The sequence below is a fragment of the Saliphagus sp. GCM10025317 genome (assembly GCF_042663665.1).
Lineage (GTDB): Archaea > Halobacteriota > Halobacteria > Halobacteriales > Natrialbaceae > Natronosalvus.
In genome coordinates, this window is the sequence record NZ_JBHTAQ010000003.1 from 14,417 (window position 1) to 28,710 (window position 14,294).

19 protein-coding genes and 2 pseudogenes are annotated in these 14,294 nt (G+C 57.7%); 14 read left to right on the top strand and 7 right to left on the bottom strand.

The features are described 5' to 3' along the window. Positions 1–226 precede the first annotated feature (226 nt). From ACFQS4_RS01060 to ACFQS4_RS01070, 3 genes and pseudogenes are all read right to left on the bottom strand, one after another. Positions 227–1,232 (bottom strand): annotated as a pseudogene (locus ACFQS4_RS01060) (tyrosine-type recombinase/integrase). Between the two features lie 38 nt (positions 1,233–1,270). Then, on the bottom strand, positions 1,271–1,510 hold the full coding sequence (locus ACFQS4_RS01065; protein WP_500191847.1) for a hypothetical protein: 240 nt from the start codon (positions 1,508–1,510) through the stop codon (positions 1,271–1,273). Continuing rightward, a complete protein-coding gene (locus ACFQS4_RS01070) occupies positions 1,507–1,728 on the bottom strand; it encodes a hypothetical protein (RefSeq protein ID WP_500191850.1) in 222 nt (73 codons plus the stop codon). Before ACFQS4_RS01070 ends, ACFQS4_RS01065 begins: the two co-directional genes overlap by 4 nt. 588 nt (positions 1,729–2,316) lie before the next feature. Here ACFQS4_RS01070 and ACFQS4_RS01075 point away from each other — a divergent pair. Continuing rightward, positions 2,317–2,586: a winged helix-turn-helix domain-containing protein gene (locus tag ACFQS4_RS01075; protein WP_500191854.1), complete on the top strand. Its 270-nt coding sequence runs from the start codon at positions 2,317–2,319 to the stop codon at positions 2,584–2,586. A 3-nt stretch (positions 2,587–2,589) separates the two neighbouring features. Here ACFQS4_RS01075 and ACFQS4_RS01080 read toward each other — a convergent pair whose 3' ends face one another. Next, a complete protein-coding gene (locus tag ACFQS4_RS01080; RefSeq protein ID WP_500191857.1) occupies positions 2,590–3,375 on the bottom strand; it encodes a hypothetical protein in 786 nt (261 codons plus the stop codon). Between the two features lie 345 nt (positions 3,376–3,720). Between ACFQS4_RS01080 and ACFQS4_RS01085 the strand changes: the two genes are divergently transcribed. After that, the gene (locus ACFQS4_RS01085; RefSeq protein WP_500191860.1) at positions 3,721–4,194 is read left to right on the top strand and encodes a type IV pilin domain-containing protein; all 474 of its coding nucleotides are present in this window, start codon (positions 3,721–3,723) and stop codon (positions 4,192–4,194) included. A gap of 332 nt (positions 4,195–4,526) precedes the next feature. On the opposite strand, the gene ACFQS4_RS01090 is transcribed toward ACFQS4_RS01085, so the two are convergent. Then, complete coding sequence (locus tag ACFQS4_RS01090) at positions 4,527–4,859, bottom strand: hypothetical protein (RefSeq protein ID WP_500191793.1); 333 nt, start codon at positions 4,857–4,859, stop codon at positions 4,527–4,529. 91 nt (positions 4,860–4,950) lie between these two features. Between ACFQS4_RS01090 and ACFQS4_RS01095 the strand changes: the two genes are divergently transcribed. Next, on the top strand, positions 4,951–5,538 hold the full coding sequence (locus ACFQS4_RS01095; RefSeq protein ID WP_500191864.1) for a tyrosine-type recombinase/integrase: 588 nt from the start codon (positions 4,951–4,953) through the stop codon (positions 5,536–5,538). Between the two features lie 10 nt (positions 5,539–5,548). On the opposite strand, the gene ACFQS4_RS01100 is transcribed toward ACFQS4_RS01095, so the two are convergent. Continuing rightward, on the bottom strand, positions 5,549–5,734 hold the full coding sequence (locus ACFQS4_RS01100) for a DUF8053 family protein (protein WP_500191867.1): 186 nt from the start codon (positions 5,732–5,734) through the stop codon (positions 5,549–5,551). 121 nt (positions 5,735–5,855) lie between these two features. Between ACFQS4_RS01100 and ACFQS4_RS01105 the strand changes: the two genes are divergently transcribed. From ACFQS4_RS01105 to ACFQS4_RS01155, 11 genes and pseudogenes are all read left to right on the top strand, one after another. Further along, entirely contained in the window at positions 5,856–6,290 is a 435-nt protein-coding gene (locus tag ACFQS4_RS01105) for a DUF8023 family protein (RefSeq protein WP_500191796.1), read from the top strand. A gap of 15 nt (positions 6,291–6,305) precedes the next feature. Further along, positions 6,306–6,431: a hypothetical protein gene (locus tag ACFQS4_RS01110; protein WP_500191869.1), complete on the top strand. Its 126-nt coding sequence runs from the start codon at positions 6,306–6,308 to the stop codon at positions 6,429–6,431. After that, positions 6,432–6,962, top strand: coding sequence for a hypothetical protein (locus ACFQS4_RS01115; RefSeq protein WP_500191871.1), 531 nt, complete (start codon positions 6,432–6,434; stop codon positions 6,960–6,962). Then, positions 6,962–8,230, top strand: coding sequence for an Env/VP5 family phage fusion protein (locus tag ACFQS4_RS01120; protein WP_500191873.1), 1,269 nt, complete (start codon positions 6,962–6,964; stop codon positions 8,228–8,230). Before ACFQS4_RS01115 ends, ACFQS4_RS01120 begins: the two co-directional genes overlap by 1 nt. A 47-nt stretch (positions 8,231–8,277) precedes the next feature. After that, complete coding sequence (locus ACFQS4_RS01125) at positions 8,278–8,817, top strand: hypothetical protein (RefSeq protein ID WP_500191876.1); 540 nt, start codon at positions 8,278–8,280, stop codon at positions 8,815–8,817. A gap of 2 nt (positions 8,818–8,819) precedes the next feature. Next, a complete protein-coding gene (locus ACFQS4_RS01130) occupies positions 8,820–9,371 on the top strand; it encodes a DUF8063 family protein (protein ID WP_500191818.1) in 552 nt (183 codons plus the stop codon). Continuing rightward, on the top strand, positions 9,368–10,159 hold the full coding sequence (locus ACFQS4_RS01135; RefSeq protein WP_500191821.1) for a hypothetical protein: 792 nt from the start codon (positions 9,368–9,370) through the stop codon (positions 10,157–10,159). The genes ACFQS4_RS01130 and ACFQS4_RS01135 overlap by 4 nt, the downstream gene beginning before the upstream one ends. Continuing rightward, positions 10,156–10,359: a hypothetical protein gene (locus tag ACFQS4_RS01140; RefSeq protein WP_500191825.1), complete on the top strand. Its 204-nt coding sequence runs from the start codon at positions 10,156–10,158 to the stop codon at positions 10,357–10,359. The genes ACFQS4_RS01135 and ACFQS4_RS01140 overlap by 4 nt, the downstream gene beginning before the upstream one ends. After that, on the top strand, positions 10,341–10,676 hold the full coding sequence (locus tag ACFQS4_RS01145; protein ID WP_500191827.1) for a hypothetical protein: 336 nt from the start codon (positions 10,341–10,343) through the stop codon (positions 10,674–10,676). Before ACFQS4_RS01140 ends, ACFQS4_RS01145 begins: the two co-directional genes overlap by 19 nt. After that, positions 10,673–11,852, top strand: a pseudogene (locus ACFQS4_RS01150) (hypothetical protein). The gene ACFQS4_RS01145 and the pseudogene ACFQS4_RS01150 overlap by 4 nt, the downstream one beginning before the upstream one ends. Positions 11,853–12,009: 157 nt before the next feature. Then, a complete protein-coding gene (locus tag ACFQS4_RS01155) occupies positions 12,010–12,396 on the top strand; it encodes a PD-(D/E)XK family putative nuclease (RefSeq protein ID WP_500191829.1) in 387 nt (128 codons plus the stop codon). On the opposite strand, the gene ACFQS4_RS01160 is transcribed toward ACFQS4_RS01155, so the two are convergent. Next, positions 12,390–12,947 (bottom strand): hypothetical protein, encoded by a 558-nt coding sequence (locus tag ACFQS4_RS01160; protein WP_500191879.1) that lies wholly within the window; start codon positions 12,945–12,947, stop codon positions 12,390–12,392. The genes ACFQS4_RS01155 and ACFQS4_RS01160 overlap by 7 nt on opposite strands. Positions 12,948–14,294: the final 1,347 nt, after the last annotated feature.

The following is a 14,294-nucleotide window of genomic DNA, read 5'->3' on the forward strand; positions in this document are numbered from 1 at the left end:
CCGAAAACGGGAATGAAAATCGCCCGACCGCAGAAGGGGGTGTTCAACGATTGAACGGTATCCAGTTTCTCAGAAACGAATTGAGAATTCGATTCTCGCGAATTCGAGGATAATAAGCCCGCTCGCGTCCGTTCAGTGACGGGTACTGAACGGTTAAATTTCGCACGGGCACGATGGGCATTAGTGATCCGGGGGGTTGTACTGTCGATGGTTTCGTTCGTGGATTTCATAGGTCTGGAAGGAAGGAACTGCGTTGTTCGGCCTGCTCGCGGTCGGTACGGCGGTCGTAGTGTCGATCGAGAATATCCTCACTCGCGTTGAGTCGATCTTGGACGACTCGTCGAGGGACGTCCTCGCTTCGGTAGTAGGTCACTCGGCCGCTGCGAACGTCGTGGGGCGACCTCGAGGATGGGCACTTACTCGCCTGGTCGAGATGCGTCGCCTCGCACTCCGCCAAGTCGCGATCGTGGGGGCAGGGTTCGCCGCGCCAGCAGGGTCGACTGATCCGGTACAGCGTTTTTCGAATCGTGTTCCCTGCAGGGCGGCCGTACTGCGTCGTAATCAGCGGGTCTCGCCCATGATCGTCGGTCACGTCGTCACGGTGGAGTTCGATGTAGTCCTCGAGATACCGCGCCGTCAGGTCGCTGATCCGGTTCCATCGAGTGCCGGCTTCCTGATTCTTGAGCGGCGTTCCGGTGTCCGGTCGGTGAACGAACCGAATCGCTGGCCCCTTCACCTTCGGGTGGGAGCCCTCAAGGTCGAGATCGCGAAGGTCGAGTCCTCGGATCGCTCCCGTTCGTGCTCCCGTTCGCCAGAGCAACAGCATGATGATGTGGTCTCTCGAGGCCGGTTGCGCGCGCTCGAGGTACTCAAGGATCTCAACCGCCCGGTCCGGCTCGAGCGTCGAATCCGAGACGTCGGCACCGTGTTTCATCGTTGGTAACCGAACCTGCTCGTACAGCGACGGCGGCACGGCATCGATGTCGCTGCGAATCGGAGAAACGTCCGAAGCGTCGCCAGCTGACCTTTCAGGGTTACCAACTTGATCGGCTCGCGTCCTCACCCCGTCCTTCACGTCGCCAGATGCGGAACTGGTACAGATCGCGCCCATTGACGTCGTTCAGGTTGTCGATGTCGTGTTCATCGCAGAACTGGATGAACGACTGCAACCGATGTCTCGAACTCTTCCGCGTCGCGGCTGCGTGCTCGTCGCGCATCGCGTGGTGGTACATCTCCGCCGCTTCAGCCGGTGGAATCGGCTCGAGGTCGCTCACCTCGAACCAGCCTCCGATTGGACAGCCTCAAGGAGTTCCGTTCGCTCTTGGTCGTCGAGTCGATCGTCGACGGTTTCTACCAGCCAGGCGGAGTCGGCGCGCCGAGCTGGCCCCAGCCCATTGCCCACGGTATCGACGGCCTCGGTGGCCGTTTCCGCGTTCCCGGTGGCGAGTTCACAGAGCGCTTTTCGGGCGACCTGCTGAACTCGCGCCCAGTGGCGCTGCTCGTAGATCACGCCGACCCCTCCTCGGGATCGTCGAGCGGGACCTCCCGGACGATCGTCGCCTCAAGCAGGTCCTCGCAACTCTCGCAAAATGTGAGCCGCCCGTCCGGATCTTCGACATCGACGAGTCGAATGGTACCGGAGGTGGTTCCATAGCCGTCACAGTACAGCGCTTCGTCTTCGACGTACCTGGCGGTACGTTTACTTCGTATGCCTTCGTCGGTGTGCATGGTCTCTGGTTTCAGGGACCGCGGACAGACCGCGCGCGCCGCTTGTTCCACCAAAACGCGCGTGCGGTCGATGTCCGCTGGTCGAGTATGTTCTGAGTGGCAACACGTCTTAAGCATCGGGGGGTAGTTTCCAATATTTCCGAAACCGGGTTTTGGCCGGTTTGGTGGCGTCTCGAAATTCGCTCTACCGACCCATATCGGGGAATCCAAGCGATTTTGAGATCCGACAGAATACGGAAAACCCCGTTTCCGATAACTTTCCGATAACTCGAATGTCGGTAAAAATGATTGTCGCCGCGATCGATACGACTGTCGTCTGTCGGGGGCTTTATCTCCCCGCGAATTGCGACTTAGCATGCTTCCGTAGTCTGGATACGGAGGCCAGGCGGGCCGGTGCCCCAAACACCGGGTCCGCGTTTTGCGAGGACCCGACCGGGAGCGGTGGGTCCGTCTGGCGTCCGATGCTCGCCTCGAAACACCCCATCGACTTATAGTTTAGCGTATTTCCGCTACTAATATAGCACAAATGAAATCGTCTCTCAGCGAACCGACTGCAGTTAAACCGTCTGGGTGGGTTGGACGGACTGAATGCGACCCCGTCCCGAGTGGATGAGTCTGAAAGACGGCCTGATCCTCGAGTTCCTCGAGGAGCACGACCTTGAGCTTCCGGCGAAGCCGCTCTTCAAGAATCTCAACCGTCACGGTCACCAGATCGGCTACTCGACGGTTCGCCAGCGACTCAACGAACTCGAGGACCACGGACTGATTCGACGCATCGACGACGGCGGATACTACGAGATCTCGGAACAGGGCCGGGACTGGGTGGCAGGCGACCTCGAGGCTGACGACCTCGAATAATCGCTAAACCACGTTTCCGAGGGTTTCGGTGGCCGCTTTCGAGATGTTGATGTTCTTTTCCGATACGGTGACCGGTCCTCCGGCGACGTCTTCGATCAGCGCCGCGAGATCCTGGAGGTACGCACTCGAGCGTTCCTCCCTGAATTTGAGGATGGAGCCATGAGCATGGGCGCGGTTTTCGAGGTAGCAGGCGACGAACAGCCGGCGGATGTCGTCGGGTGCTCCATCAAGGTATGCCGGTAGCTCGAGTTCGCCTTCGGTTTTCGACCCGGTAGGCGCTCCGAGGGTGACGAGCACGCGTCCGAGGACAGTGCCGTGTTCGGTCGGGCGGACCTCATCGGCGCGGCCGCTTCGGTTGTCGACGATTCGATAGTCGACACCGGTCAGCTCGAGCGCGTCAATTACGTGGCTATCCTGGCCGCGTCGATTCAGCGCGAACGACGGCTGGTAGTACTTCTTCTCAATCGAGCCGCCGGAGAAGACGTTCGCAACGAGCGCGTTCAGTGCATCGAAGCGGCGATCGTCGTACTCGAGATTGAGCCAGCCCTTTGAGCGCGCAGTCTCGATCGCGTTTACGGCATCGGGAGCGCCGCCATCATCGATCCACGTCCGGAGCCGTCCTCGAGGGAGATCCAGCGCCGACGCGGTCGCGCCCGACTTTACGTTGTGTTTTGAGGCGTAACGCGTCGCTTTACGGTACTGTTCGACCGCCTCGAATGCATCCTCGTAGGCCCCACCGTCGAAGGTCCGTGCCAGTTCTTCGTCGGTTACGAAGATTCGGTCAGTCATTGAAGAGTTCGGTGGGCGGAAATTGAAAGAGCATTCGGATTTACACTGTCGGTGGTGAAATCGCCAGGCGTGAACGTTTCAAGGGGGTGCTGTAACCTTTCTATGGGTCGCTGATTATCAATTCTGAAAGTGTCTCATATACCGTGAATCTCGTTTATTCAAACCCAGCCACAGGGTTTATTATACACGGATTAAGTGTGACTATCAGCACAAGTGCAGCGCGAAGAAGCTGACGGCGTGGGTGTGGTTGACTTACCCCCATCCCTATCCGCCGATTGGTCCGACACCGGACCAGTCAATAAAGTTTCTGACCGTTCACGCACGGTGCGCACAAGAAGATCAATCATGGATCTAAAGAAATACAGAAGCAAGCTGATCGGTAATGAATCGGAACGGGCAGTATCACCTGTCATCGGAGTTATACTTATGGTCGCCATTACGGTGATTCTCGCGGCCGTGATCGCAGCGTTCGTGCTGGATATTGGCAGTAGCACTGGAAACGCTCCCGTGAACGCAGTGGTCTCAGAGGAAGTCGATTACGACGACACTGAGATTACGATGACGCTGGATGATAGCGGAAACGCTGACAGTTTCATTGTACGGTCCGATAAGGACGTGTTCGACACTACCACTGGCGATGAACAGCGGTCAGATGACGTTGAATTCGATGGTACCGGTGATACGATCAATCTGAATTCTTTTGGGCTCGTTGAAGTTCCTAAAGAAGGCGCGACCGAAGTTGAGTTTACGGTAGTTGCAGTCTCGGAAGATGGTGATGAAAGCACTGTTGGTTCCTTCACTGCCGATATGGATATCTAAATTAGACTAGTTATCCTCAAGCGGCCTATATTTTTTCTGTGGCAATTCGGCTGGATCAACCTGATCTTTTGAGTCTACGTTTTTACGGTAGGTGAAAATATCCCCCTATATTAGTGGTTTGGTTTTATTATTCGATTTTCGTGAATCATTGTGCCAGAAGCTTCTGAGATGTCTCTACAAGTCATTTTGACACCGCGAACGGAAGACCGTTCACAGGTGCGCGAATCGGGGCCGGATGGACCTCCGGCCCGGCCGTGTGGCCGTATTACCCGCCTCGAGAGTACCCGCTCGAGGTACCCTCTCTTTCGGTTCGGAAAAGATGAATCTTCGGGCTATGCTTCGCGATCGACAACCTTCGCACCCGAGAGGATCAATCTCAAGCGCCCGTGTGGATCGACCGACGGCGCGAGCGTCCCCCGGGCGAGCCAGCACGGCCGTTCGGTCCCATCCTCGAGCTCACCATTCGAACACAGATTGCACCGAGTCGCCGCGACCGAAACGTGACCGGCGTCGATAAGCACCAGGAGTTCGACCTTCGCGTTCGGGTACAACAGCCGCCCGCAGACGTCGCAGGCGCCCCGCTGGCCGATCCCGACCGGGATGGCAGATAAGAGCGCGGTCTCGGAACCATATGCTGCGAGATACTCGTCCGATAATCGGTACATCTCGGACGTGAGCCGGCCCGATCGGGCCGCCCATCCCACCAAAACACTCACTATACCCCGGGTTGCCGTCCGCCTTACTCGCAACCCGGACATGAATCTCCAGCAACATCGCAACCGCGACGACATGAAAGTCTGGCTCAGCCAGACCGAAGTTGCACAGCTCCTCGAGGCCGCCACCGACACCCAACAGCGACTCGCCTACTCCCTGGGCGCGCGTTGTGGGCTTCGGTCGCACGAAATTCTCGACGTCTCGCCCGAGGACGTCATCGACACTGACGCCGGAACAGTACTCCGGGTGTGGCACGGGAAAGGCGACAAATTCCGCGAGACACCCGTTCCGCGCGATCTGGCGACGACGATCCGAACCGTGGCCGACGTTCGCGACGCCTCGAGCGAGAAGCCGCTACTCGAAATCTCGACGACGCGCTCACTTCGGCGCTGGCTCAGCGGGACCGCTCGCGAACTTCACCAGGCGACCGGCGACGACGGCTGGCTGTATCTCGGAATGCACGATCTTCGGCGGACCTGGGCGACCGCGCTCGCCGCCGCCGACGTCGATCCGCTCCTGGTGGTCGACTGGGGCGGATGGAACGATCTCGAGACGTTCCTCGAGCACTACCGCGGGACGTACTCACCAGAGGCTCAGCAGCGCGAGCGTAGCAAAGTCGGCTGGCTATGAAGTTCAGAAATTAGGCGTCGATCCCGTCGACGAGTGTAATCGTCCATTCCTTCTCGTCGACGAGTCTGATATGCGCATGGTACTCCTCTTTCAGTTCTCCGTTCTCGTCGAGCAGACCCTCGAGACGGAGATCGTCTTTCGGGAGCGTGATTCCCGCGGAGTTCTGGTCGAGCTGGCGTAGTTTGTTGAGTGCCATGGATGGCGCGCAACCCGCCTTGATATAAACGTTGCTGACTATCAGGGAAACCAAGGTTTGGCGGCCGTCCCACCAAGGAAACGCGAAGATTTTCGATAGGGCGGATTGCGCGTTTCCGGGTATGGCACTTAGCCTACCGCAGAATATGGTTCCCGGCGCGGTTCGCCGGGAGGACGGTATTGACCTGATCGACAGCGTGCTCGCGCCGCTGTTCGTACTCGCGTCGGTCTCGATGGTCGGTGTGGTCTCGATCGCGCTGAACCAGCCGTTCAACGTCGGGATGGACGCCGCGCTCTACAGCGCTCACGGCACCGAGATCACCTACGCGTTCATCGTCTCGATGCTGACGCTCGTGACCGCCTGGGTCACGAACGGCCAGACCACTATCGAGGACTACACCGACGTCGAGACGGTGGTGATGTTGCTGGCGTTCATCCTCAACATCCTGGCGGCGCTCGTGCCAGCCGTTTCCTACGCCATCGACTCGATGTGGTATCTCGGCTGGTTCATCGTGCTGCTGAACGCCGCCGCGTTCTACCTGATCGCCTACAAGTAACCTCGAGGTTCACCAATGCAATTCCTCAAATTCAACGGTACGAAAGCGGAGTGGTACGAGTCGACGATCACCGGCTACATCATCACGGCCTCGGCGCTCTCGATCGCGCTTGCAGGGGTGATGGCTGCGGGGGTGGTCTGAGTGCGGCCCACGCCCACGGCTGGCCGCCTGGTCTCCGTCGCGGTCGTCGTACTCGCGCTCGGTGCCGGCCTCCTGGTCGGCCTCGGTGCCGCGGACACCGACGAGCTGCTGAACGAAACGATGGAGGTCGACAACGAGAGCGACCCGCTCACCTTTACTGTGGACTTCTCGGGCGATTTCAACGACTCGGACACTTCGACGGTGAACGCGACGTTCTACAACGAGACCGAGTTTAACGAGTCGGGAACGAACGCGACGGAAGCCCATTCCCTCTCCGTCGACGGGAGCGAGGGCGAGACGCGGATAACGTCGGTCTCGTTCAACGATACGGACGGCCTCGATTACGAGACCGAATACCGGCTGGTCGTTGAAGGCAACGAGGATAACGTCGAAAACGTGGAGGTGGACGGCTTGATCGGTGGCGTAGTCGTCGGTGGCGCCGACAAGTTGCCCGGCTTCGGTGTCGGGGTGGCTGTCCTGGCTCTCGGGGCGGCTGGCGTGGCTCGGGCTCGGGCTCGAGGAGGTGAATGATGGGGGCGAGTGCCGACGATTCCGGCGCCGATTTAGTCGACGTCGGTGACGATCTCGACGGCGGGGCCCATCGCCCATGCCCACGGCCCACGAACGAGGAGGCATATCACCACGGGTGGACGCTTTCGCGGCGACGGATGCTCCAGGCGACGGCGGGCGCGGCGACGGCCGGGGCGCTCGGGGCGACGGCCTCGATCCCGGCGGCCGCTCAATCGTCGGGTATCATCATCGGGAATTGGGGCACCTCGAACCCTCTCGCGTGGATGTTCGGCGACGATGACGACGACGAAGAATACGAGGAGTATCTCGAGAACGAGGTTCTTCGGATTCACGGCGATATGTACCGCTACGGGGTCGAAGAAACCGCTTCGACCGAGACGGCACTGACGTGGCTGACTGATAATGTCACCAATCTCGAAGGGAAAGCGTACATAGAGGGCCTAAAGTCGGCGTATCGGGCGATTCAAGACGACGGCGCGACCCGACAGGAGGCAATCGATGAGGCGACGAAAACGGTTGACGTTACGTATAGCATTCCGCAGGGGGAGTTGATTCAAGAGGCACATCTTGCACTCCGCAGTCTCGGTGATCGTGCTGACCATCTCGAGGACGCACTTCGGGCGGCTGACGAATGGAGTAGCGTTAGTTCGTTCGAAAATTATTTCGTCTTTGAGATTCGGAACGACTCGAGGACCGACATAGATGACGGTGGAATCTTTGAGTTCGAAACCGATACTGATCCAATCGAGTACACCCTGTTGGACGGCGAAATAATCGACGTTCCTACCATCGGGGTTCAGGCTGATTACAGGGAGGAGGGCGGCGGTGGTGACGGCCCTGATTTCGGTTTGCTCACTATCCCGTCCTTCGATGCTTCCTCGAGCGGAGTGCTGTACGATGATCCGGTTTTGGACGAGTGGCAGTGGCACATTCGGGAGTTCGATGACGCTGAGTACCGGAACGTGTACGATTCCGATTTTGACGACGTAGATGGTGAATCTACGGTGTGGGATCGGAAATCGTACGATGATGCCGCGAATGCGTTGCTCGATGCTCATAGTACGGCGTCCACGAACGTTGAGGAGATGATCGACACGGTATACGAGGATATTGTTGACGACAATATCTCGTGGGAGGACATTCAGACGTTCACCTCGTTGGCCGACGACGCGCCCGACGACGACCCTTACGCCATCGTAAACGCACACCTCGCCATGCTCGGTCGTTCCCCTCTACCAGTCTCGTTACGCTCGAGATTGGTGACGTAACCGAGGGGACGACTGACGACGATGTTGAAGCCCTCGCGGGCGAGGAGGTGCCGGGAACGGTCTACATTGATCCCGGCCCGGATGACTCGCTCGAGGTGGGCGAGGCCTACACACCGGCTGGTATAGGCGATACGATGGGCGCGGCGGAGGCTCCTATCGTGACGTTCTCGTTCTCGTTCGAGACGGAGGACGGCAAGAAGGGAGGCGCGTTCGTTGAGTTCGAGGAGCACCGGGAGTTCACGGTGATCGAGGCGAAGCAAGTCAACGAGGACGGCGACCTCGTGGACACTGATTCCATCACGTTCACCGATCACACACTCCAGACCGAGACGCCGACCGACTACGACGAGGTACACGACCGTCTAGACGAGTATGAGGAGTTCCAGAAGGAACTGCTCGAACGACAATACGAACTCGTTGAGACGATGGCCGAAGACGACGAGACCGACACAAACGTTAGTATCGGCTTTCCCTCATTCGGTCTCGGTGGCGAGGGCGCCGGTCTGCTCGGTATCGGGATCATCGGCGTAGTGGTTCTGGCGGTCGTCGGGATCGTGACCGACCTCATCCCCGGATTAGGTAACTGACTATGAATCGGATTTTCATTTTCGCTACGGTCGTAGCGGTATCGCTGGCGATGGGCATGGGCAGTATAGGCGCGCTCGCACAGTCCCAGGAGAACGCCACGAACGAGACGCCAGCCGAGTTTGAGGCCAACGAGGACTACGAGAAGGCGATCGACGCCGAGACGCGAATCGTCGATTGGTCCTATTCGAGCGGACGGTTCACGCTCACCATCGAGGCCGACGAACAGCGCCGCATCTCGCTGACCGAAGCGGGCACCTTCGAGGAAGGGACGTCGTCGTTCAACTACGACGAGGTGCGCCTCGAGGAGGGCGAGAACACCGTGACGTTCGCGGTCGCCGATCGGAGCGGTGCCGCGGTCGCCGTCGCCACCAGTCAGTCACTCGCGCAGGGGAGCGGCGCGATCGTCTCGACGGGCACCGTCGAGCAAAATCCGTTCCGTCACTTCGGCGGCGAGAGCGGCCTGTTTTCGGGCGTCATCATGACGACCGGGCTCGCAGGACTCGGCGCCGCGTACGTCATCCGATCCGAAGAGAGCGGGGTGATCAAGGCATGACCGAGACGAGCGGAACGTTCTCGAATTGGTCCGACCGGGTGACGTACCTGCTCGCCGAGAGCCAGCTGATCGTTCTCGGGATCATGGTTTCGCTCGGCGCTGCGCTCATCTGGATTCGGCCGTCAGTTCCCGGTATTCCGCCGATCGTTTTCGGCTGGTTCGCCGCGCTGTTGCTCCTGGGCCCGCCGCTGCTCGCGCTGTTCATCACGGGTGCGCGGAAGCTCCGGAACCGGCACATGATTCCCGTTCACCACATCAATGGCGTCACCGACACGCGAGAGAAGTACTACGTCGAGCCCGAGGTGTGGAACGGTAAGACCGTCGAGGGACCATCGCCCTACCGCGTCAATGACGAGGAATCGTACGAAGTCCGCGAGTTCGAGTGGCTCGAGGACACGGAGGACCTCATCGTCACCGGCTGTTATCAGTCGAACATGGCCGACAGCAAGCTCGTGACGCTGAAAGCGATGCTCGAGGACATCCACGGCGATCTCATCGAGGACTCGATCGCGCTCAACAAACTCCGCGGGCGCATCAGCAAGATGGGCGTCGAGATTGAGCGCGACTCAATCAACTTCCAGGCCGAGGCCGACGAGCGTGGGCTAATGGGCCAGCAGACCAGCGTGAAAGAACGCTTCGAGTCTGCTCGCGAGGAAGCCGACAAGTGGGACAGCGACGAGATCCGCGACGTCGACGACTACGCGATCGACTACGATCCGGCCGAGAATCCCCAGGGAATCACGCTCGAGCCCGCGGAGACGGCCACCGATGGAGGTGTCGACTCGTGAGGTACATCCACGACGGTAAACTTCGAGAGACGACGATCGATCCACCTCCGGTATTCGTCTTCGACGAGAGCCAGAACGCGGCTCGAGGACGGACCGATACTGCGGCACTCATGGTGTCGATTCTCGCCAAACAGCGCCGGATGGAGAATCGGCCGCTATTGATCGATCACGAGGAAAGTGAATGGAGGTGGTCGAAGTGACGATCGACTTCACCGACCGAGAGCGAGCGATTCTCGCGATGGCGCTCGCGGGCGGTCTTGTTGTGGGCTTGTGGGCCGGTCTGTTCATGCTCCCCGCGGAGGCGCTAAACGTTCCAACCGAGGAACGGTCGACCGGACCAGCTGGCGAGACGACCGAACGGGCGCTGTTCCTTCCGGTTCCACGTAGCTATTTTCTCGTGACCCTCACGGCTCCGGTCGTGGCTGTGTGGTACAGCTACGGACGGCTTCGAGAGGACCCGGAGGAGTCGACCGACGAAGACACTCACCAGATGATCGTAGACGGAGGAAACCAATGACTGACAACAATGGCGCCGACCAGCAGGCGCTCTACACGACCGCACAGGCGCGCGAACATCAGGAAGGCTACAGTGACCGGGAAAACCGCGAGATCCACGATCACGGCGGTGTCGTTCGCGACGAACACGTCTCGAGGGCGCTGTCGATCCGCTCGGTTCACTACGACCCTCTCGCGGCCGACCGGCCCGACAAGATGCCCGGCCAGTGCAAAGACCTCCGCAAACACCGCGACATTCGCATGGTCGAAGGGACCGAAACCTTCCGCCAGGCGCTCGAGAACGGCGATATGCCGACGATCAAGCACATGGTGGGCGACACCTCGCAGCGAGCGGACGTCTCCGGCATGAAGGCGATCGGGAAGGTCGACAACCTGATCGACGGCCCGGCGCCAGTCGTCGTCGTTCTGGTGAGATGGGCGCCGGAAAGACCGATTTCGCCTGTCTACTCGCGCAACGTTGGCGTGATCTGAACCGATCCGACTCGCTGCTCGGAACTAACATCCAGTCCCTTGAGGAGAAGAACCGCTGGGTCGACGACGACGGCGACGTCCAGGACGGCTGGATTCCCGATTACGGCACCCTCATGGAGTGGGTCGAGCAGGACGGTGACCCGCTCGAGCACAGTCAGCGCCCGAAACTGTTCATTGGCGACGAGTTCTCGAGTTCGGCGAGCGGCCAGGGCAAGCAGGGCTACGAAACCCGGATGAAGATGGCACCGCTGGTCTACAAGATCCGCAAGTACGGCGGCGCGCTGATCTACATCGCTCACGGCGAGCGATCGATCCACCCGATGCTCTGGCGCGTCGGCACGATCGTCAAGAAGGTCAGCCAGAAGAAGGCGATCATCGCCGATTCGATCAGCAACGCGAAACTCGCGGACATCCAGGGCGAGATCGAAGGCGTCCCGCCGACGGACCTTCGGTACAACACCAAGGAAGCGAGTGACTGGAGCTGGTCACGCTTCGGCGACGAAACCGACGAGATGGACGCCGACGAGGCCGCCCGTCTCACCTCGCTGTGGACGGTTATCCGCTGTAAGGAGGAGGGATGACGAATCGTGAAACCGCCAAATTCGTTCCCTACAGTCACGGTTGGGTGGGTTCACGCTGGCGGGAGTACCGAGACGACGGCGAGCACGTCGACGCGATTTCCAAAGTGAACGAGGTTATCGCATGACTGCGACCCACTGGATGGCTGGATACGGATACCCAGACCCCTTTACTCGAAGCCCAGGCCCATCGCTCGCTCCCGCGGGGAGCGAAGCGACCGATGGGCGGTCGTCGAATCAGGCGGAGGAGTTGATATATATCAGCGCGCGTAGCGCGTGGTCGTCGTGAATCGCTCAAAGCGAGCGAACCACTTCGGCACGATCTGCGAGAAGCGCATGGCTCGGAAGCGGCGGTTCGACCTCGAGCGCTCGAGCTGGCACGATGCGAAGTTCCAGAACGGGACACCAGTGGAGATTAAGAGCACGATGCTCGAGCACAGCGACGGTCAGCCGGGGAATTTCAAGGTCTACAAAGCGTATCACGATCGACTCCGGCGGACGAACGGCTGGTACTGTTTCGTGGTGTATCGTCCACATGATCGCTCGGGATTGACAATCGTCAAAGACAGGATGTGCAAGGCCTCAAGTCTCCCACTCCTACGATGGCACGGTGGTGGTGATCACCGTGGAACTCAACAGGCGAAAATCAGCATCAGAGATGTATTCTATTGAACAGTCCTATTTACCCGGAATTCAGCAATGGTCTCTGCAACAATAGTAAATATAACAACTGCGCTACCAAATAAAAGAGCACTAGCCCCGCCTCCAGCGATCCCGTATCCATACACATGGAGCTGTGCGTTTGTTAATATGCCCAATGACCATCCACCCAAAGTCAGTGAGATGGAGATAAACCATAAGAGCGTGCCAATAGCAAATGCAACTACTCCGGTTCGGATTATTGACCAGCCTATATGTGAAATTGCATCACACCATTTCACAAGCCGATCAATTTCAGGAACAATAGGCTCCTGTCTCTCGTTTGGATGAAGCCCCCAGACCAGTGTGTAACCATTCTTATTCCCGATCTTTTGAGATATCACTCGTTCATCTTCCTCTAAAGAGCGAAGACGGTCACGTGCACCATCAACACTCATCCCAATTGTATCTGCGATATCAGAAGTCCCTGTCACAAGATCGTCGCTCCTGCGAAGGACGTTAAGAATCTCCTCGCTACTTACTCTGGTATTCTCGTCAGTGGATAGGTGCTCCAGAATGGACATAATTATCTCGAGAACAAGGCTCCGACGACTCCTCCAATAATGATCACACCACCAAGTATTCCTGCGAGGATATAAATGACGCCCCAAAAGGTGGGGTTCATTGCTCCATTTGCGCCTAGGTGAACGGGCTGCCAATCGCTCATTTTTCACCTCGCTAAAAGTGGTGATTTGTCCTATCTGTCTCTGCTCATCAATGTGTGATCGAATCATCACACATGGACTTATTTTCAGATGCCATATAGTGGGCCAAGATTGTTCAGATAATTCATGATTATGGGTCGCAATTCCGTTCAGACAGAACCCAGGTCTACACGTGCAAATGGCTGGTCAGCACGCGCCGATCGCAAGACGTGAGGACTATTGACGATAGATAGGATAGCGCGGAGGTAACAATGATGTGGTTAGTGGCTGGTTGGCTGTGAGGGTGACGCTGGCAACGACAAACCCCTTCCCCGCGCTATTAGATAATTGTTCTTCAGTGAACGTAATCGTATTGGCTGGGTCAGTCCGCCCTGGCAAATACGCCAATCTCTGTTGTCGGAGTCCCACTACACCATTGGGGGTACTGACGGTATGAGTCACTTATGTCCAGCCCATCAGCCAGATTCGAGCGTCGCGCGCAGAACGCGCCGCAAGATTATCTGCTTTTTAGCATTTCATGAACACAGTCTGATAGTCTTGGAAGTCTCCGTTCATTCAAACATCGATGGTTATAACTGATGAGTATAAACCATACCGATTGGTGTGATTGAGGGCCACAGCGTGAACGTTGACTGCTGTTATACACACGAAGCTCCATACTCGTGTGCATATCGGGTAAACGCATTCTGAGGGCGTGAAATCCAGATAGAAAGATGAATGGAAACATAGGTAACCTTTAGCCGAGAGAAATATATGGTATCAATTTACTATCTATGATATGAGTTATCCGATTTGCTTCTATCGGTATTATTGGCCTTTCAGTAGCGATTACACTGCTTGTTGTATCGAATTTCGTGGCTCTGTTGATTCAGATGCAGCACTTGTCAGCAAGCAACAGGTAACTGTTAACTTTATTTTGTTTATGTCACATTATGTTCCGTAAGCCAAAATAGCGAAACACTTTGAACAATTAGAGCGAGACAGAGAAAAGGATGTAGTTATTGATGAACTTAGTGAAGTAATACAACCTGCTATTGATAGGGTTGGATATAATATTCGAATACTTGAAGAAAAAACAGTCGGCTGGAATCCTCCTCCTCAGGAAGTCCCAGATGAGCCAACAAATTGGCAACCTCAAGGAAGTCTTGGGATCAAATATCCGATAAATAACGAAGTCGATCCTACAGCGTTATTACGCAGTCAGGG